The 18,547-nt window shown below is 65.4% G+C and carries 18 protein-coding genes; 6 read left to right on the forward strand and 12 right to left on the reverse strand.

What is annotated here, in order from left to right; translation table 11 throughout:
• Nucleotides 1–41: 41 nt before the first annotated feature.
• From IVB50_RS04110 to IVB50_RS04120, 3 genes are all read right to left on the reverse strand, one after another.
• Nucleotides 42–1,067 (reverse strand): histone deacetylase family protein, encoded by a 1,026-nt coding sequence (locus tag IVB50_RS04110; RefSeq protein WP_018455686.1) that lies wholly within the window; start codon nt 1,065–1,067, stop codon nt 42–44.
• 126 nt (nt 1,068–1,193) lie between these two features.
• Nucleotides 1,194–2,135 carry an SMP-30/gluconolactonase/LRE family protein gene (locus IVB50_RS04115; protein ID WP_026233001.1) on the reverse strand — a complete coding sequence of 314 codons (942 nt, stop codon included), beginning with the start codon at nt 2,133–2,135 and terminating at the stop codon, nt 1,194–1,196.
• On the reverse strand, nt 2,092–4,164 hold the full coding sequence (locus tag IVB50_RS04120) for a PQQ-dependent sugar dehydrogenase (protein WP_247294662.1): 2,073 nt from the start codon (nt 4,162–4,164) through the stop codon (nt 2,092–2,094). Before IVB50_RS04120 ends, IVB50_RS04115 begins: the two co-directional genes overlap by 44 nt.
• A 206-nt stretch (nt 4,165–4,370) precedes the next feature.
• Here IVB50_RS04120 and IVB50_RS04125 point away from each other — a divergent pair, with 206 nt between their 5' ends.
• From IVB50_RS04125 to IVB50_RS04135, 3 genes are all read left to right on the forward strand, one after another.
• Nucleotides 4,371–4,604, forward strand: a complete 234-nt coding sequence (locus IVB50_RS04125) for a hypothetical protein (protein WP_007606355.1) — start codon at nt 4,371–4,373, stop codon at nt 4,602–4,604.
• Nucleotides 4,605–4,613: 9 nt separating this feature from the next.
• Nucleotides 4,614–4,790: a hypothetical protein gene (locus IVB50_RS04130; protein ID WP_018455689.1), complete on the forward strand. Its 177-nt coding sequence runs from the start codon at nt 4,614–4,616 to the stop codon at nt 4,788–4,790.
• Between the two features lie 227 nt (nt 4,791–5,017).
• Nucleotides 5,018–6,607 carry a gamma-glutamyltransferase gene (locus IVB50_RS04135; RefSeq protein ID WP_247294664.1) on the forward strand — a complete coding sequence of 530 codons (1,590 nt, stop codon included), beginning with the start codon at nt 5,018–5,020 and terminating at the stop codon, nt 6,605–6,607.
• A gap of 2 nt (nt 6,608–6,609) precedes the next feature.
• Here IVB50_RS04135 and IVB50_RS04140 read toward each other — a convergent pair whose 3' ends face one another.
• Genes IVB50_RS04140 through IVB50_RS04155 form a run of 4 tightly spaced genes read right to left on the reverse strand, consistent with a single transcriptional unit; the run spans nt 6,610 to nt 10,079 of the window.
• Complete coding sequence (locus tag IVB50_RS04140; RefSeq protein WP_247294666.1) at nt 6,610–7,896, reverse strand: FAD-binding oxidoreductase; 1,287 nt, start codon at nt 7,894–7,896, stop codon at nt 6,610–6,612.
• Between the two features lie 12 nt (nt 7,897–7,908).
• Entirely contained in the window at nt 7,909–8,640 is a 732-nt protein-coding gene (locus IVB50_RS04145) for an amino acid ABC transporter ATP-binding protein (RefSeq protein ID WP_247294669.1), read from the reverse strand.
• Nucleotides 8,637–9,290, reverse strand: coding sequence for an amino acid ABC transporter permease (locus IVB50_RS04150; RefSeq protein ID WP_018455693.1), 654 nt, complete (start codon nt 9,288–9,290; stop codon nt 8,637–8,639). Before IVB50_RS04150 ends, IVB50_RS04145 begins: the two co-directional genes overlap by 4 nt.
• Nucleotides 9,291–9,320: 30 nt before the next feature.
• Nucleotides 9,321–10,079, reverse strand: coding sequence for an ABC transporter substrate-binding protein (locus tag IVB50_RS04155; protein WP_018455694.1), 759 nt, complete (start codon nt 10,077–10,079; stop codon nt 9,321–9,323).
• A 181-nt stretch (nt 10,080–10,260) separates the two neighbouring features.
• Here IVB50_RS04155 and IVB50_RS04160 point away from each other — a divergent pair, with 181 nt between their 5' ends.
• Nucleotides 10,261–10,917, forward strand: coding sequence for an XRE family transcriptional regulator (locus IVB50_RS04160; protein ID WP_247294672.1), 657 nt, complete (start codon nt 10,261–10,263; stop codon nt 10,915–10,917).
• 105 nt (nt 10,918–11,022) lie between these two features.
• On the opposite strand, the gene IVB50_RS04165 is transcribed toward IVB50_RS04160, so the two are convergent.
• Both IVB50_RS04165 and IVB50_RS04170 read right to left on the reverse strand, forming a co-directional pair.
• Nucleotides 11,023–12,288, reverse strand: a complete 1,266-nt coding sequence (locus tag IVB50_RS04165; RefSeq protein ID WP_247294675.1) for a D-amino acid dehydrogenase — start codon at nt 12,286–12,288, stop codon at nt 11,023–11,025.
• 70 nt (nt 12,289–12,358) lie between these two features.
• On the reverse strand, nt 12,359–13,687 hold the full coding sequence (locus tag IVB50_RS04170; protein WP_085350327.1) for an aspartate aminotransferase family protein: 1,329 nt from the start codon (nt 13,685–13,687) through the stop codon (nt 12,359–12,361).
• A gap of 149 nt (nt 13,688–13,836) precedes the next feature.
• On the opposite strand from IVB50_RS04170, the gene IVB50_RS04175 reads away from it, so the two are divergent.
• Both IVB50_RS04175 and IVB50_RS04180 read left to right on the forward strand, forming a co-directional pair.
• Nucleotides 13,837–14,385, forward strand: coding sequence for a cupin domain-containing protein (locus tag IVB50_RS04175; protein WP_007600574.1), 549 nt, complete (start codon nt 13,837–13,839; stop codon nt 14,383–14,385).
• A gap of 140 nt (nt 14,386–14,525) precedes the next feature.
• Nucleotides 14,526–14,678, forward strand: coding sequence for an Atg1 family protein (locus tag IVB50_RS04180; protein WP_247294678.1), 153 nt, complete (start codon nt 14,526–14,528; stop codon nt 14,676–14,678).
• Nucleotides 14,679–14,720: 42 nt separating this feature from the next.
• On the opposite strand, the gene IVB50_RS04185 is transcribed toward IVB50_RS04180, so the two are convergent.
• The 3 genes from IVB50_RS04185 to IVB50_RS04195 are packed head-to-tail and all read right to left on the reverse strand — an operon-like array spanning nt 14,721 to nt 18,518.
• Complete coding sequence (locus IVB50_RS04185; protein WP_018455700.1) at nt 14,721–16,976, reverse strand: xanthine dehydrogenase family protein molybdopterin-binding subunit; 2,256 nt, start codon at nt 16,974–16,976, stop codon at nt 14,721–14,723.
• On the reverse strand, nt 16,969–18,024 hold the full coding sequence (locus tag IVB50_RS04190; RefSeq protein ID WP_247294681.1) for a xanthine dehydrogenase family protein subunit M: 1,056 nt from the start codon (nt 18,022–18,024) through the stop codon (nt 16,969–16,971). Before IVB50_RS04190 ends, IVB50_RS04185 begins: the two co-directional genes overlap by 8 nt.
• Nucleotides 18,021–18,518, reverse strand: a complete 498-nt coding sequence (locus IVB50_RS04195; protein WP_018455702.1) for a 2Fe-2S iron-sulfur cluster-binding protein — start codon at nt 18,516–18,518, stop codon at nt 18,021–18,023. Before IVB50_RS04195 ends, IVB50_RS04190 begins: the two co-directional genes overlap by 4 nt.
• Nucleotides 18,519–18,547 lie beyond the last annotated feature (29 nt).

Consider the following 18,547-nt stretch of genomic DNA (forward strand, 5'->3'; position numbering starts at 1 on the left):
GCCCTCGCAATGACGGAGAATGATGGGCTACTCAGCGAGAATCAGCGCGCCTCTTCGAAGCCGGCCAGCACCGAGGTCAGGTTCGCGCCGAGGATGTCCGAGAGGTAGCCGCCCTCCTGCACGAACACGGTCGGCAGGCCCATCTTCGCGATGGCCTGTCCGATGCGGCGGAAGCCCGGCGTGGTGACGGCGAGACCCTTGAGCGGATCGTGCTCGGAGGCGTCGAGGCCGAGCGCGATGACGAGGGCGCCGGGCGCAAAGGACTCGATCGCCTTGCGCGCGACGTCCATCGCCTGGATGTAGCCGTCATCGCCGGTGCCGATCGCCAGGGGAATGTTGAGATTTGTGCCAAGGCCGGGACCTTCGCCGCGCTCATGCGCATAGCCCCACACGTAAGGATAATACGCGACGGGATCGGCATGGATCGAGACCGTGTAGACATCCGGCCGCGCGTAGAAGATTCCTTGCGTGCCGTTGCCGTGATGGACGTCGACGTCGAGGATCACGACACGCTCGTGCCTCTGCCGCAGATGCGCCGCCGCGATCCCGCTGTTGTTGAGGAAGCAGAAGCCGCCGGCCATGTCGCGATAGGCGTGATGGCCGGGCGGCCGGCAGAGCGCATAGGTCGCATCCTCGCCGTCCATCACCATCTGTGCCGCGGTGACCGCGACGTCGGTCGCAGCGCAGGCCGCAGCCCAGGTGCCCGGGCCGATCGGCGCCGCGGTGTCGGCGGTGTGCCAGCCGAGCTTGCCGGTGATATGGGTGGGATAAGTCGCGGCATGGCGCACCGGATGGATATTGCCGATCATCTCCGGGCCGGAATCGCCGAGCGCGGTCCAGGCCTCCCAGGCCTCGCTCAGGAACGACAGATATTCCGGACTGTGGATGCGCGCACGCGGTCCCTGCCCGAATGTGGTCGGCTCGACCAGTTGATGCTTGCCGTCCTTGAGCCCTTTGAGCAGGCGGTCGGCACGTTCGGGCTGCTCGGTGGTGCGCTTGACCACACCGCGAACCAGGAAGAATTGCGGATCGTGGCTGCGATGCAGCTCGGTATGGACGGCTTTCACTCGAACACTCCGTGGTCGCTTTGAGGGTGCCACAGATGTCTAAATCCCCGCGGCGGCGAGATGCAAGCAAGAAGAATGCCGCCCCTGTCGCACCGCCCTGCGCCGGAAGCAGATCCCTCGTGAAGCTCAGCAGCGCCCGCGCTGAAGGCAGTGCTCGCGGCCCTGCTGGTCGGTGCGGAAGGACTCGACGAAGCCGCCCTGACGCTGAGTGACGAAGATCGTCTTGCCGTCGTGGCCTCCGAAGGCGAGGTTGGTCGGCTCCTTGGCTCTCAGCGTGATCTCCCGCTCCACCGCGCCATTGGCCTTCATCAACGTGATCGTGCCCTTGAGGATGCGCGCAACATACAGGCGGCCAGCGATGTCGGTGCGCAGGCCGTCGACAGTGTCGGGCTGAAATGCCTTGACGAGTCTTGGACTGGTGAGCTCGTTGCCGGCGACCGTATAGGACCAGATCTGACCGCTGCTGGATTCCCCGACATAGAGCGTCTTGTCATCAGGGCTGAGATCTATGCCGTTGGTCGTGCCCATCGCGCGCGGCGCCGACATCAGCTGTCCCTGCACCGTTCCGTCGGCTCCCTTCGCGATGCGCCAGATGTGGCCTTCGCGACCTTTCCAGTTCGGATCGCTCGCGTAGATCGTGCCGTCGCGGGCGATGGTGATGTCGTTGGGCTGGTTCATCTCGTCGGAGTGAAACCAGATGGCGGGCTCGGTCGATCCCTTCGGGATCGCGAAGATGTTGTGCTTCTTGTAGTCGGCGATGAACATGGTGCCGTCGCGCGCGAAGCGGATGGCATTGCCGACGCTGCCCTCGGGCAGCGCCGTGAACGGCTCGGACGCCGTGCCGCCGACGGGCAGCTTGCCGATGGTGCCGGGCTTGCCGAAATTGACGACGAAGAGATTGCCGTCGAGATCGGCGGCCGGCCCTTCGATGCCGAACGTGTATTCGCCTGATGGCGTCACCTGCACGCTTTCGAACAGTTTCGTTTCCGCTCGGGCCGGTGCCGTCGCAAGGACGAGAACAACGCTACTGCACAGGCACCAGAAATTCCTGCCGGATGTAATAGCCATCGCCGTCGCTGCACTCGCCATTCAGATAGGCATCGGCCGGTCGGAAGAAGCGGCTGAAACCGGGTTTGTCTACAGCGTTCCTTTGTGTCACGACGACGACCTTGGCAGCCGGTATTTCGCCGCATTCCTTGTTCGTTTTGCCAAAGAACTTGCGCTGCGGCGGGCCGGACTTGATCCGCATCCGGATGCCTGGAACCATTCTTGACACCAGCAGATCCGCCGTGTCGAGCAGGCGCGTGTAACCGGGTTCGGCCTTCGGCAGGCCGTCGCCACCCGGCGGCATCAGTTTCTCCGCGCCCAACCCACGAAGCCGCGTGCGCAACTTTCCGGAATCGGGATCACCAGGATAGATCCAGCCATCCTGCGACAGCATGAAGCGAAGCACCGTCGCGTCCTTCTGAGCGTCCGATAGGCCCGGCTTCAGGCCGAAATCCGAGTGACAGCCGACGCAGTGCTTTTCGACGAGGCCCTTGCGCAAATTGGTGAGCCGGACGCTGTTCTGCGCGTCCCTGGCCACGAAGACCGCCAGTTGCTCGATCAGCGCCTGGCTACGCACGTCGCAGGGCAGCGGCGACGGCGCATCGCCCGCGGCGCGGTCGATCCGGATCACGGTCTGGTTTTTGTCCTCGACCAGCCAGATTGCGCCGTCCTCCGCGACCGTCATGCCGACCGGCGCACCTTGCGGCCGCGCGCCGTTGACGCGGTGCCAGCCTGCGATCAGCTCCTCGAACGGCGCGGCGGCGACGGCGCCGGCCTCGGTCTGAAAGCTGTGGGTCGGATCGGCCGCGCAACTGACATGATAGCGTACCGGCGCCGGGGCGGGCTTCGGGAAGCCGTGATCGTCGACGTCATAGACGATGACGCGGCTGCCGGTCGGGCGATAGCCATGCAGGCCGACCAGCAGCTTGCCCTCGAGCTCCGGAAATTTCGCGCCGCGATAATAGAGCATCGCGAGCGGCGCGCCGTGCGGCGGCAGCAGCGAGAACGGCGCCTTGTAGAGAGCGTTGGCGGTGCACAGCGATTTGTAGACCCCCGACCGCAATACGATCCTGAATTCTAGACTCGGCGTCGACAAATCGTAGCAATAGGGCCAGCCGTAATGCCTGCCCTGCTCGATCGCGTTGATCTCCTCGTTCGGCTTGAAAATGTCAGGCAGGTCGCGGCCGTTCTCGCCTTGCAGAAAGGCATAGCCCGCATCAGGGAAGTTCGGATGCAGCGCCAGCGCCATCGAGTTGCGCAGGCCGCGCGCATAGACACCGTGCGGCGGGTCGGGTTCGCCAGGCTTCAACGCCGGGAAGATACCGCCCGGGGGCGGCGTGAACAGCCAGATCGACGCCATTGCGGAAACGCCCTCGGCCGCCGCGCAAGGTCTCGTGATCGGCGCCGGCGTGATGCAGTCGTCGCTGTGCGAGCCGACATTGACGAACAGCCGGCCGTTCTTATCAAAGACAAACTGCTTGAATGGATGCGCGCTCTCGTCGAGCTTTTTGCCGTCGGGCAATGTGATCCGGCGGCCGGGCATGTGACGGACGACGGTCTCGACCGTGTCGCGCGGATTGTCGGCGAGCGGATCGAACCGGAAGATCGTCTCCGCGCTCGAGGCATAGAGCTTCTTGTCCGGGCCGATCGCGAGGCCGAACGGATATTCGATTGCAGTCAGCAACTCCTTGAACAGCTGTCCCTGGGGTGCCCGCGGGTCGAGCAACAGCAGCCGGCCAACGGTATGGCCCCAGCCCGCCATGTCGGCGACCACGAACAGGTCACGACCGGGCACCTGGATGATCGAGCGCGGGAATTTCAGCCGATCCTCCTCGCTGGCGACGAGGCCAGCGCAAAATCCCGCCTTCATGTCGATCTGGATTCTGGGAAAGGCGAGATCGGCGCTGCCGCAGGTCTCCGTGCCGATCGCATAGCCGCTCTTGCGGACCGGTTCTGATGAGCCTACCGAGGCGAGGGTCAGGAGGACCACCAAGGCGCCCGTGCATGCGCGCAGGCTTCGGCTTTCACGCCAAAATGTGAGGTGGTTCACGGCGCCTCCCGGACGTTCCGTCCAGGGTTGTTCCATGCCGCGGGAACGCCGTCCAGTTGATCAACACCCCCTTGTGATCAAACCAGCAGGGGGCTTGGCGCCGACCAATCTCCGTAGATTCCCTTACCGGGCTCGACCCGAATGTTTCGCGAAGGCTTGGAATGGTATCGGTTTGCCGTCCCAATCGCTCCCAATAGGAGACGCATATGGTCCAGGTCTATTTTCACTGCTCCAACTTGGACGGCACGCTGATCGATCGCAGCGGCACAGCCGTGACCAACCTGACCGAGGCGCGCGACCGTGCCGCCCAGATCATGAACGCGATGATCCTGACGCCCGGCGCTGAGGATTGGCGCGACTGGGTAATCCATGTCAGCGGCTCCGACGGCGAGGAGATCTTCGACCTCCCCTTCACTGCCATGCTCGGCAAGCCGCACTGAGGTGATGCCATGTTGCTCGCGTCACTGACCCTGCTCCGCCAGCCCCTGAACTTCATCGCCAGCAAATGGCTGACGCTGATCCGGATCGCGGGCAATCCCTACCGCCCCGAGCTCCACTACATGCGCGGGCCTGGCCCGAAATGGCACGCCAGGTATCAGGCCAGCCGGCTGGATCGCGCGCGCTGAGCCCTGCGGCTTCCGCTTCCCACTGATCGGTCTCATAACTCGTCATGCCCGGGCCTGTCCCGGGCTTTCTCGTCTTGGCATCTACGTCTTGCCGACTGCGCCACCCCCGCTGTTACACACCAGCCATGCCGCGTCGCCCTTTCGATGTTCTCGATGGGGGCGATGTGCCATTCTTCGCGGAGCTCAGCGCAACGAAGCCAAACCGAAGACAGCACACAGACATCATCATGCCGCACCAGTTCAGCCACACCCAAACCGTCCGCAAGCCCGCCGTCACATCCAAAGGCGGCATCGTCGCCGCGCAATCGCGGCGGGCGGCCGAAGTGGGGGCGCAAGTGCTGGCGGCGGGCGGCGACTGTGTGGACGCGATCGTCGCCACCACCTTCGCACTTAACGTGCTGGAGCCCTGGAACAGCGGCATGGGCGGCGGCGGCGCGATGGTGCTCTACCGTGCCGCGGAAAATCTCCACGAGGTGATCGACTACGGCATGTGCGCGCCGCAAAGCCTGCGCGCCGCCGACTATCCGCTCAGCGGCGAAGGCGCGGCTTCCGACCTGTTTCCCTGGCAGCGGGTGAAGGACGACCGCAACATCCACGGCCCCGGCTCGATCGCCGTGCCCGGCGTCGTCGCCGGCATGGAGGAGGCGCATCGCCGTCACGCCAGGCTGCCGTGGAAGGATCTGGTCGCGCCGGCCGTCGCCCTCGCCGGCGAAGGCCTGCTGGTCGATTGGTGGACCACGCTGACGATCGCGGCATCGGCGTCCGATCTTCGGCGCTATCCCGCGAGCGCGACAACGTTCCTGAAGGACGGCCTCCCGCCGAGCGCGCCGTGGGGCATCAAGTCCGAGACGCGACTGCCGCTGGACACGCTGAAGGCGACACTGGCGCACCTGGCCGACGCCGGTCCGCGCGATTTCTACCAGGGCGATCTCGCCAGGAGCATCGCATCCGACATCAAGGCCGACGGCGGCGCGCTGTCAGTGGAGGATCTCGCCGCGTTCCGAGCTCATCGGCGCGATCCGCTGGCGATCCCCTATCGTGGCGGCAACGTGTTTGCGACGCCGGAGCTCACAGCCGGACCGACAATGGCGCATGCGCTGCGCCTGTTGCAGCAGAACCTGAAGCCGGGAAGCGCGCCCGACGCGGCCGCCTATGCCGAATATGCCGCCGCGCTGCAATCGGCCTATCGCGAGCGACTCAAGGATATGGGCGATGCCGACGGCAAGCGCTCGCTCGGCGCGGAATATCTGGCGCCCGCCTGCACCACGCACTTCTCCGTGGTCGACCGCCACGGCAACATCGCGGCGGTGACGCAGACGCTGCTGTCGTCCTTCGGCTCGAAATACGTCACGCCGCACACCGGCATCGCCATGAACAACGGCATCATGTGGTTCGACCCGAAGCCAGGCACCACCAACTCGCTCGCCTCTGGCAAGCGCTGTCTCACCAACTACACGCCCGTCATCGCCGAGGCCGAGGACGGCAGACGGCTCGCGGTCGGTGCCTCCGGCGGTCGCCGCATCCTCCCGTCGGTGATGCAGATCGTGTCGTTTGCGATGGATTTTGGCATGGATCTCGATGCCGCAATCCATCAACCGCGCATCGACGCCAGCGAAGGCGCGATCGTGATCGGCGATACCAGGCTGCCGGCGGACACACGCGAGATGCTCGCGGCCCGATTCGACTACGAGGAAGCGCGGGTGCAGTACTTGCCGCAGAAGTTCGCCTGCCCGAGCGTCGTGATGCGCGACGGCGACACCAATTCCGGCGCGGTCGAGATTTTTCAGCCCTGGGCCGACGCAGTGGCGGAAGGCTGAGCTTAGATCCCCAACCGGTCCCGCACGCGGCCAGCGATCACTGCCGTCGTCACGCCAACCGGCCAGAAGGCGTGCATCGGGATCGGCTTGATGCCGGTGACGGGCATGTCGATCTCGGCCTTGGCGCCGCCGATCAGACGTCGTGCGAGCTGCGCGCCCATCGCGGTCGAGAGCGCGACGCCGCGGCCGTTGCAGCCGAGCGAGATCAGGATGTTGTCCGCGGGCTCGTGCACATGCGGGTAATGATCCGCGGTGATGGCAAGCCGGCTGTTCCAGCCATGGGTCCAGGCCACGCCCTTGAGCTGCGGCCATAGCCGTTCGGCGTATCGCATGAGATAGGCGACGTCGCGCGGCGAACTGATCCAGCGCATCGGGCCGCGGCCCCCCATCAAGAGGCGGTTCTGCTGATCGATGCGGTAATAGACGGTGATGTGGCCGCTCTCGTAAAGGACGGGACGCGTCGGCATGATCGAACGGGCCACGTCGTCAGAGAGCGGGGCCGTGGCCGCGATCGAGGAAAACACCGGCACGATGGTGCGGCGAAGCGCCGGCCAGAGATCGTCGGTAAAACCGTTGGTCGCGAGCAGCACCTTGTCGGCATGCACCACCGCGCGCGGCGTCTCGATGCGCCAGCGGCTGCCCTCGCGACGGAGTGATAGTGCGGGTGTTTCGCCATACACCTTCGCGCCCGCGGAGATCGCGGCGCGCGCGAGGCCGCGGGCATAGCTGAGCGGATGCAGATCGCCGCCGCGCGCATCCAGCATGGCGCCGATGTAGCGATCCGTGCCCGTCATCTCGCGCAATTGCTCGCGATTGAGGTACGACACCGGCATGCCACGGGCGATGCACTGCTGTGCGGTTGTCTCGATCGCGGCGGCGCTGGCCTCGTTATAGGCCGCGCGCAGCGTGCCGTTCTGCCGTGCTTCGCACGGGATCTGGTAGCGGCGGATCAAATCGTGGGTGAAGTTCGTCGTGCCGTAGGAGAACGCGACCATGCGGCGGCCGAGCTCAGCGCCGAAATCCGCCTCGATCTGATCGGGATCGTGCTTCAGTCCGGGATTGGTGTGACCGCCATTATTGCCGGATGCGCCCCAGCCCGGCTCCTGCGCCTCCAGCACCAGTGCCTCGACACCCTGCTCCGCCAGGTGCAACGCCGTGGACAGGCCGGTGTAGCCGCCGCCGACGATCGCGACCGAGACCGTCCTGTCGATTTCGAGCGGCGGCGTAGTCGGCGGCACGACGGCGGTGTCGGCGTAGAGGGACGGCGGCAGAGGCAGGCGCGTGGTCATGGCGAAGACCGGTCAGAGCCGATGCAGCACGCGGCGCAAAAAGTCCTGCGTGCGCGGATGCTGGGGTTGATTGAGCAGCGACTTGGCCGGCCCCTGCTCGACGATGACGCCGCCGTCGATGAACAGCACGCGGTCGGCGACGTCGCGGGCAAAGCCCATCTCATGGGTGACGACGACCATGGTCATGCCGTCGTCGGCGAGCTTGCGCATCACGCCGAGAACGTCGCCGACCAATTCAGGATCGAGCGCCGAGGTCGGTTCGTCGAACAGGATGGCCTTGGGCTGCATCGCCAGCGCCCGTGCGATCGCGACGCGCTGCTGCTGGCCGCCGGAGAGCTGGGGCGGATGCTCGTTGGCTTTCTCGGCAAGGCCCACCTGGGCGAGCAGCGCGCGGCCACGCTCGAATGCGGCAGCGCGTGGCTCCTGCTTCACATAGAGCGGACCTTCAACCACGTTCTCCAGCACCGTCCGGTGCGGAAACAGATTGAAGCGCTGGAACACCATCGAGACCTGGGTGCGGACTTTCACGATCGACGGCGCGTCGCTGTCGACCTTCAATCCCTCGACGCTGATCTCGCCGCGGTCGTAGCTTTCGAGACCGTTGATACAGCGCAAGATGGTGGACTTGCCGGAGCCGGAGGGGCCGACGATGCAGACCACCTCGCCCTTCTGGACGGACGCCGTGATGCCCTTGAGCACCTCGTTCGCACCGAAGCTCTTGTGGACGTCGGTCAACTCGATCATTTCTTGCCGGCCCGCTTCTCGAAGTGACGGACCAGCAGGATCAGCGGAATGCTCATGGTGAGATACATCAGCGCGACAAGCGTGAACACGTTGGTGTTCTTGAAGGTCGAGGACGCGATCAGCTTGCCCTGAAGGGCGAGCTCGGCGACCGTGATGGTCGAGGCCTGCGAAGAGTCCTTCAGCATCATGATCATGACGTTGCCATAGGGCGGCAGCACGATCCGCACCGCCTGCGGCAGCACGACCCGGCGCATGGTCAGCCACCAGCCCATGCCGATCGATTGCGCCGCCTCGATCTGCCCTTTGTCGATGGCCTCGATGCCGGCGCGGAAATTCTCCGCCTGATAGGCCGAGTAGGCGATGCCGAGCCCGAGGATCGCGGCCTGCAACGCGGACAGGGTAACGCCGAGATCGGGCATCACGAAATAGAGGTAGAACAACAGCACGATGATCGGAATGCCGCGGATCACGTTGATCAGGCTGGCGCTGAGCAGCGACAGGACGCGGATGCCGGAGACCCGCATCATCGCCCAGACGAGGCCAAGAACCGTCGAAAGCAGCAGCGAGCCGATGGTGACGACGATCGTCAGCGCGACGCCGCTCATCAGGATCGGGAAGAATTCGGCCGCGTCGTGCCAGAAGCCTTTCATCGATCAGCTTTCATCGATGGCCTCTGCCGATCAACCCTGTGCCTTCAGACCCCATTTATCGAGGATCTTGTCGATGGTGCCGTTGGCCTTCAGCTTGGCGAGCGAAGCGTTGATCTTGCCGAGCAGCGCGGCCTCGCCCTTGCGCACGCCGATGCCCACCGAGCCGACGGTGACGGGCTTGTAGCCATCGACCAGGCGCACCTCGGGGAAGCCGCCCTGCTTCAGATTGTAGGCGAGGATCGGATAGTCGGCGTAACCGGCCTTGAGGCGGCCGGTGTTCACGTCGCGCAGGATGTCGGGGATGGTGTCGTAGGCCTTGACGTCGGCGAACAGGCCGGACTTCTTCAGCGCGTCGACGAAGGCGGTGCCGACCTGAGCGCCGACCGTCTCGCCCTTCAGATCGTCCTGGGTGGCGTAGGCCTTGGTGTCGCTCTTGGGGACCACGAGGCCTTCGCCATAGGTGTAGATCGGGTCGGAGAAGTCGACGACCTCCTTGCGCGGCGCTGTGATGAACATCGCGGCCGCGATGATGTCGATCTTGCTTGATGTCAGCGACGGGATCAGGGCCGAGAACTGCATCGGCTCGATCTGCACGTTGAAGCCGGCATCCTTGCCCACTTCAGTGACGAGATCGACCATGATGCCCTGGATGCTATTGGTCTTGGTGTCGAGGAAGGTGAAGGGAATGCCTGTCGGCGTCGAGCCGACCTTCAGCACTTGCTGCGCCGAAGCCGGCGCTGCTGCGGCAATCGCGAGTGCCGCGAGCGCGGCCAGACCAAAACGCTTCATCGCATCCCCCTTGGGCCCGACCGATGGCGGCGCTCGCAAACCTCGTTCATCGCAGACGTTGCGGGCAAAGCCGTTTCGGCCTATTTTCACCAATATGAAAATTTGGTCACACTTCTGCGGCCGATGCAAGTGGTTTTCATGCACATGAAGGAAGCGGTTTGACGTGAGCGGTGGCAAGAGAATGCACAGGCCGGCCGCCGCAAAGCCGGTGAAGAAGGTGAAGGTGAAAGCCTCCGCCCGGGCTATCGCCAAAGCGGCCGAGCCGGCGATGGATGTTGCGGTCGGCCGCCGCATTCGCGATCTCAGGCGCATCAGGCAATTCTCGCTCGAGACGGTCGCCTCGCGCACGGAGCTGTCGATCGGTTTCCTCAGCCAGATCGAGCGCGGACTGTCGTCGCCGTCGCTGCGCGTGCTGGCCACGCTCGCCGACGTGCTCGGCGTCGGCATCGCCGCGCTGTTCGGCGCGAGCCCGAACGCCGACGGTGCACCAGATCAGGTGGTCACGCGCGGACTGCAGCGGCCCGAGCTGAAGCTCTGGCGCACCGGCGTGTCCAAGCAGTTGCTGAGCCCCGCCAGCCCCGACAACCGGCTCAACCTGTTCCTGGTGCATCTGGAGCCGGGCGGCTCCACCGGTGACGAGCTCTACACCCATGACGGCGAGGAAGCCGGCCTCGTTCTCGAAGGCGAGATGATGCTGACGGTGGACAGCGAGACGTGGTCGCTGAAGACGGGCGACAGTTTTCGGTTTGCAAGCCGTCGGCCGCACCGGTTTTTAAATCCAGCCAATGACGCGAAGGCGGTGGTGCTGTGGGTGAATTGCGTGACGGGGACGGCGTAGCGCAGCCGTCATTGCCAGCGAAGCGAAGCAATCCACATTCTCACCGCGGAGACACTCTGGATTCCTCGTCGCGAGAGCTCCTCGCAATGACGGGAGGATAGAGTCTTAGCCAAACCGGTACTTGTACCGGTCCACTGTCAGCGCACTCACATCAATGTCCGGCTTCTTGCCTGACAGCATGTCGGCGAGCACGCGGCCGGAGCCGCAGGACATGGTCCAGCCTAGCGTGCCATGGCCGGTGTTGAGGTGAAGGTTGGCGTATTGCGTCGGGCCGATCACGGGCGGGCCGTCCGGCGTCATCGGGCGCAGGCCGCTCCAGAACGTCGCCTTGGAGAGATCGCCGCCTCGCGGAAACAGATCGGTCAGCGAGTGATCGAGCGTGGCGCGCCGCGCACCATAGAGCTGGCTCGAGAAGCCGGAGATTTCGGCGGTGCCGCCGACGCGGATGCGATTGCCGAGGCGCGTGATGGCGACTTTATAGCTCTCGTCCATCACCGTCGATTCCGGCGCGCCGGAAGCGTCCTTGATCGGTACCGTGATCGAATAACCCTTCACGGGATAGACTGGCAGCGAAATATCGAGCGGCGCGACCAGCCGCGACGACCAGCTTCCGAGCGCGAGCACGTAAGCTTCTGCCTGCAACATCCCAGCGCTGGTCGCGACGCCGCTAACGCGCGCCCCGTCGGTGACGATGCGGTCGATGCCGGTATTGAACATGAAGCGCACGCCGAGCGCTTCGGCATGCTTGGCCAGTGCCTGCGTGAACATGTGGCAGTCGCCGGTCTCGTCCTGCGGCAAGCGTAGTCCGCCCGCGACCTTCTCTTTCACGCCCGCCAGAGCCGGCTCGGCCGCGATGCAGCCCTCGCGGCTCAACACCTCGAACGGCACGCCGTATTGCTTGAGCACGGCGATGTCCTCACCGGTGCCGTCGAGCTGGGCTTGGTAGCGAAACAGCTGCAGCGTGCCCTGCGAGCGCTCGTCATACTGGATGCCGATGTCGCGGCGCAGGTCGCGCAGGCAATCGCGGCTGTATTCCGCGATCGGAATCATCCGGCTCTTGTTGATCGCGTAGCGTTCGCTGGTGCAGTTGCGCAGCATCTTGAGCAGCCAGACCCACATCACGGGATCGAGCTTCGGCCGGATCACCAGCGGGCCGTGCTTCATCAGCAGCCATTTGACCGCCTTCACCGGCACGCCGGGACCGGCCCAGGGCGAGGAATAGCCGGGCGACACTTCGCCGGCATTGGCAAAGGAGGTCTCGAGCGCCGGTTCGGGCTGACGGTCGACGACCGTCACCTCATGGCCGGCACGCGCGAGGTAGTAGGCAGAGGTGACACCGATGACACCGCTGCCGAGGATCAGAACTTTCACGCTTGGTCAAACTCCTGCGGCATCACGCTCGCCGCTGCAAGAGGGAACTCCGCAACGGCGAGAGCAATTATCAGGCCACCCGCTTGATGGCATCGCCGAGGATCGACACGATATCGTCGATGTGGCTCTTCTCGACGATGAGCGGAGGCGACAGCGCAAAGCTATCGCCACTCATGCGGAAGTACAGCCCGCGATTGAAGCAGTCGACCATGACGTCGTAGCCACGCACGCCGACCGTACCGTCACGCGGCGACAGCTCGACCGCGCCCATCAGGCCGCAATTGCGGATATCGACGACGTTGGGCAGGCCCTTCAGCGAATGCAGCGCGTCGCGCCAGTATTCAGAGATCGAAGCACCGCGCGTCAGCAGGCCTTCATCCTTGTAGATGTCGAGCGTCGCGATGCCCGCGGCGCAGGCGACCGGGTGCGCCGAATAGGTGTAGCCGTGGAACAGCTCCATCGCGTTCTCCGGGCCGACCATCAGGCCGTCGTGAACCTTGCGGCTCGCAAACACGGCGCCGCAGGGAACGGTGCCGTTAGTGATGCCCTTGGCCGTCGTCATCATGTCAGGCGTGACGCCGAAGAAGTTGGCGGCGAACGGCGTGCCGAGGCGGCCGAAGCCGGTGATGACCTCGTCGAAGATCAGGAGAATACCGTGCTTATCGCAGATGTCGCGCAGGCGCTGGAGATAGCCCTTCGGCGGCGGCAACACCGCGGTCGATCCGGGCACTGGCTCGACGATGACGGCGGCGATGGTCTCGGCGCCATGCAGGGCCACCAACCGCTCGAGATCATCGGCGAGCTCGGCGCCATGCTCGGGCTGATCCTTGGCGAAGGCGTTGCGGGTGAGATCGTGGGTGTGACGGATGTGGTCGACGCCCGGCAGCAGGGTCGCGAAGGCGCGGCGGTTGGCGACCATGCCGCCGACCGAGGTGCCGCCGAAGCCGACGCCGTGATAGCCGCGCTCGCGGCCGATCAGACGGGTGCGGCTCGCCTGGCCGTTGGCGCGGTGATAGGCGAGCGCGATCTTCAGCGCGGTGTCGACCGACTCGGAGCCGGAATTGGTGAAGAAGATGCGATCGAGGCCCTTCGGCGCGATCTCGGCCAGACGCTCGGCGAAGTCGAATGCCAGCGGATGGCCCATCTGGAACGACGGTGCGAAATCCAGCGTCATCAGCTGGCGCTCGACGGCGGCGGCGATCTGCTTGCGGCCGTGGCCGGCATTGACGCACCAGAGGCCGGCGGAGGCGTCGATCACCTTGCGGCCGTCGACGGTGGTGTAGTGCATGCCCTCGGCCGAGGAGAACAGGCGCGGCGCCTTCTTGAATTGCCGGTTGGCCGTGAACGGCATCCAGAACGAGTCGGTCTTGATGGTGTTCGGAATCTGATGAAGGGTCACGGGCCACGCTCCTTTGCTGACCTGCTACCAGAGGCACGGCTTGAAAAGCGCAACAAGTCCTTTTCTGAGAGGCTGCAAGCCATTGATTTGACTGGGGCTGCCGGTCCATATTTGCGCGATCCGCAACACCTGCAACACGGGACAGGGACATGAGCGTCGATATCGGTGGACGGCTGCGATTCATCCGGGCGCGCCAGAAGCTGTCGCAGCGCGAACTCGCCAAGCGCGCCGGCGTCACCAATTCGACGATCTCGCTGATCGAATCCAACCAGATGAACCCGTCGGTCGGCGCCCTCAAGCGCATCCTCGACGGCATTCCGATGGGGCTCGCCGAATTCTTCGCGCTGGAGCCGGAGAGCCGGCGCAAGATATTTTACCGCGGCGAAGAGCTGACCGAGGTCGGCAAGAAGCCGATCTCCTATCGGCAGATCGGCGACAATCTGTTCGGTCGCAGCCTGCAGATCCTGAAGGAGCGCTACGAGCCCGGCAGCGACACCGGGCGCGTTCACCTCGTCCATGACGGGGAGGAAGGCGGCATCGTGATCTCGGGAAAGCTCGAAGTCACCGTCGAGGACGAGCGCCGCATCCTCAATCCGGGCGATGCCTATTACTTCGAGAGCCGGCGTCCGCATCGCTTCCGCTGCGTCGGCGGCAAGCCGTGCGAGGTGATCTCGGCCTGCACACCGCCGACATTTTAAAGTTATCCGCGATCCTACGGAGCCACCGGTATCTTACGGAGCTTGAGCCATCTCAATTTCCGCAGCCTGATCCTCTATATATTTCGAGCCATAGCCAAGCAGCCTCCGCTTTCCGGAGCCGCTTCGTAACAGGGCTCGCTATGAAGATCACGCTCGCAAATGCAGAGGCCGCACTCGATGAAGTGCAGCGCGACAACGACAAGCTCCATTCGGAGGAGCTGCGCAAGGCCATCGCGAACTACATCGAGTCGCCGCGAGAAGCGCTCAAGGCTCTTCGCAAGAAGCTGCACTAGCAGGCGGAGAGCGAGACAGCCTCGCCGGCCCGCGGCCTCAGGCTACGTCAGCAACTCCTCGATCCGGATCGGAAAACGGCGGACACGCACCCCAGTCGCATGCCACACCGCGTTGGCGACCGCGCCCGCACTGCCGGTGATGCCGATCTCGCCGACACCCTTGATACCGAGCGCGTTCACGTGCGGGTCGTGCTCATCGACCGTGATCACGTCGAGCGGCGGCACGTCGGCATTCACCGGGATATGGTACTCGCCGAGATTGGCGTTCATGATCCGGCCCGTGCGGCGGTCGGTGATGGCTTCCTCGTGCAACGCAAAGGACAGGCCCCAGATCATGCCACCGAACAGCTGGCTCTGCACCATACGCGGGTTGACGATGCGTCCCGCGGCGAAAGCGCCGACCATGCGGGTGACGCGGACCTGGCCGAGCTCGGGATCGACCTTCACCTCCGCGAACACCGCGCCGTGGGCGTGCATCGCATACTCCTCCATCGCCGCCGGATTCGGCGCGCCCGTGCCGCGCGCCTCGAGCTCGGCGACGCCGGCGCGCGCGAGAATCTCGGAATAGCTTTCGCCGCGGCTCTCGTCGTCGCGCCGGATCAACCTGCCATCGCGCGCGATCACGCCGGCATTGCCGGCGCCAAACAGCGGCGAGCGCTCATCGTTGGTGGCGAGATCGGCGAGTTTTGCAATCACGGCCGCGCCTGCGCTGTGGATCGCGGCACCCGCGGTTGCCGTGTGTGCCGAGCCGCCGGCGATGCCGGCATCGGGCAGGTCGGATGAACCCGCCTTGAACTCGACGCGGTCGATATCAAGCCCCAGTTCGTCGGCCGCAATCTGCGCCAGCGCCGTCCAGGCGCCCTGCCCCATGTCATGCGCGCCGATTTCCATGGCGCCGGAGCCGTCGCGGCGAAGCACTGCGCGTGCCTCGGCCTGGAACATCAGCGCCGGGAACGTCGCGGTGCCCATGCCCCAGCCGACCAGAAGGCCATCGTCGTCGCGCATCTGCCGCGGCTGGAGCGATCGCTTCGCCCAGCCGAAGCGCGCCGCTCCCTGCTCGTAGCAGGCGCGCAATGCCTTGGACGAGAACGGCTTGCCGGTGATGGGCTCGACCTCGGCATAGTTCTTCAGACGAAAGGCGAGCGGATCGATGCCGCAAGCCCACGCCATCTCGTCGATCGCGCTCTCTAGCGCGATCGAGCCGGTGGCCTCGCCCGGCGCGCGCATGAACAACGGCGTGCCGGTGTTGACGCGCACGGCATCATGCGAGGTGCGGATCGCGGGCGCCGCATAGAGCGTGTGCGAGGCATCAGCCGCGGGTTCGTAGAAATCGTCGAACGTGCTCGACACGGTCCTCGCATGGTGATCGAGCGCGGTCAGGCGCCCCTCGCCATCTGTGCCGATGCGCAGCCGCTGCCGCGTCGGCGCGCGATGGCCGACCGGGCCGTACATCTGCTCACGGCGCAGCACCAGCTTGACCGGTTTGCCGACGAGCTTTGCCGCCATGATGCCGAGCACCGGAGGGCCGGCCATGAGCCCCTTCGAGCCGAAGCCGCCGCCGAGGAACGGGCTGCGGATGTGGATCTTGTCGTGCGCGATGCCGAATAATTCGGCAACGCGCGCCAGCGACAGCATGAGACCCTGGGTCGGCATGTCGATCTGCAGACTGTCGCCGTCCCAGGCAGCCACGATCGCATGCGGCTCCATCGCATTGTGATATTGCGGCGGCGTCTCGTAGATCGCGTCGATCCGCTTGTCGGCGGAGGCAAGCCCCGCCTCGACATCGCCGCGGTGATTTTCCGTGGGGTTGCCGACACCGACGACCGGCGGCACGAAGCTTTCACCCGCATCGAGGCCGATGAGCGCGGGCAGCGTCTCGTAGCGCGGCGCCAGCAGCGCCGCGCCTTCGGTCGCAGCCTCCAGCGTCTCGGCGATCACGACGGCGATCGGCTGGTTGGCGTAGCGGACCTCATTGCTCTGCAACACCTCCATCCGGAACACGAAGGGATTGGTCTTGATCTCGGGATCGATCGCGAGCCCAGGCTTGTGGTCTGGCGTCATGACATCGACGACGCCGGGGTGGCGCTTGGCGGCGCTGACGTCGAGCGAAGTCACGCGGCCGTGCGCGATGCTGGAAACGGCCATCACTGCAAACAGCATACCGGGCGGATGATTGTCAGCGGCGTACGTCGCCTGGCCTTTGACCTTAAGCACGCCGTCGCGGCGGGTCAGCGGCTGGCCGATGTTCGAGCCGTGGCGCAGATGAGCGGGCGCGCTGGTGAGATTAACCTCAGGCATGAATGGCTCCGGACGTCGAGGCAAAGGGAGAGGCCGGCAGCGCGGGGATGCGCGCAGGCGTACCGGCAGCGGCGAGGCTCAGCGCGCGCACGACGATGCGGCGCGCGAGCTCGATCTTGAAGGCGTTGTCGCCGGACGGTTTTGCGTCGGCGAGCGCGCGCGAGGCGGCTTCCTGGAAAGCGTGCACCGTGGGCGCGACGTTCCTGAGCATGTCCTCCGCAGCGCGGGCGCGCCAGGGCTTTGCGGCGACGCCGCCGAGCGCAAGCCGCGCCTCCGCGATCTTGCCGTTCTCGATCCGCAGCGCAGCCGCAGCCGAGACGACGGCGAACGCGTAGGACGTTCTATCGCGGACCTTGAGATAGCGCGCATGAGCGGCAAAGCCGCGCGCCGCGGGCGGCAGACGCACCGCGACGATGAGATCCCCCGGTTCGAGCGCCGATTCACGCTCAGGCGTATCGCCGGGCAGGCGATGCAGTTCGTCGAGCGCGATCTCGCGCCGCCCGTTCCTGCCTTCGATCTCGACGATGGCGTCGAGCGCGACCAGCGGCACGCAGAAATCGGACGGATGCGTGGCGATGCAGTTTTCGCTCCAGCCGAGCACGGCGTGGGTGCGGTTCTCGCCGTCGCGGGCGTCGCAGCCGCTGCCGGCCTCGCGCTTGTTGCAGCGGCTTGCGGTGTCGTAGAAATACGCGCAGCGCGTCCGCTGCAGCAGATTGCCGCCGACGGTCGCGGCATTGCGCAGTTGCGCCGATGCGCCGGAGAGCAGCGCTTCGGCGACGGCCGGATAGGCCTTGGCAAAGTCTGCGTCATGCGCAAGATCGGCGTTGCTCACCAGTGCGCCGATGCGGATACCACCGTCGGCGAGGCGCTCGACCCGATCGAGTCCGTCGAGATGGGTAACGTCGACCAGACGATCCGGACGGCTGACGCCGCCCTTCATCAGATCGAGCAGATTGGTGCCGGCGGCGAGATAGACGGCGCCCGGCTGCGTCGCGGCCGCGACGGCTTCGGCGACCGTGGCGGGCCTGACATAATCAAATTGCTTCATGCGGAGCGCCTCTGATTGGATTCGTCCATGCCGGCCTGCGCGTCGAGCACGGCATCGACGATGCCGGCATAGGCGCCGCAGCGACACAGATTGCCGCTCATGCATTCGCGAATGCGCTCGGGATCGTTGCCGGCCTGTGCCTCGCTCATCATGCCGATCGCGCTCATGATCTGGCCGGGCGTGCAGAAGCCGCACTGAAATCCGTCGTGGGAGATGAAAGCGGCCTGCACGGGGTGAAGCTGGTCGCCGCGCGCCAGGCCCTCGATGGTGAGAATGTCGGCGCCATCATGACTGATGGCCAGCGCGAGACAGGAGTTGATGCGCTTGCCGTCGACGAGAATGGTGCAGGCGCCGCATTGGCCGCGGTCGCATCCCTTCTTGGTTCCGGTCAGGTGGAGGCGCTCACGCAGGAGATCGAGCAGCGTGACGCGCGGATCGTCGAGGACGAAGTCGCGCCGCGCACCGTTCACGGTGAGGCTGATGGAGTGGTTCATACAAGGCTCCGATCAGGAATAGACATGAG

Origin of the sequence: Bradyrhizobium sp. 87, assembly GCF_023073015.1 — a bacterium.
GTDB lineage: Bacteria > Pseudomonadota > Alphaproteobacteria > Rhizobiales > Xanthobacteraceae > Bradyrhizobium > Bradyrhizobium canariense_D.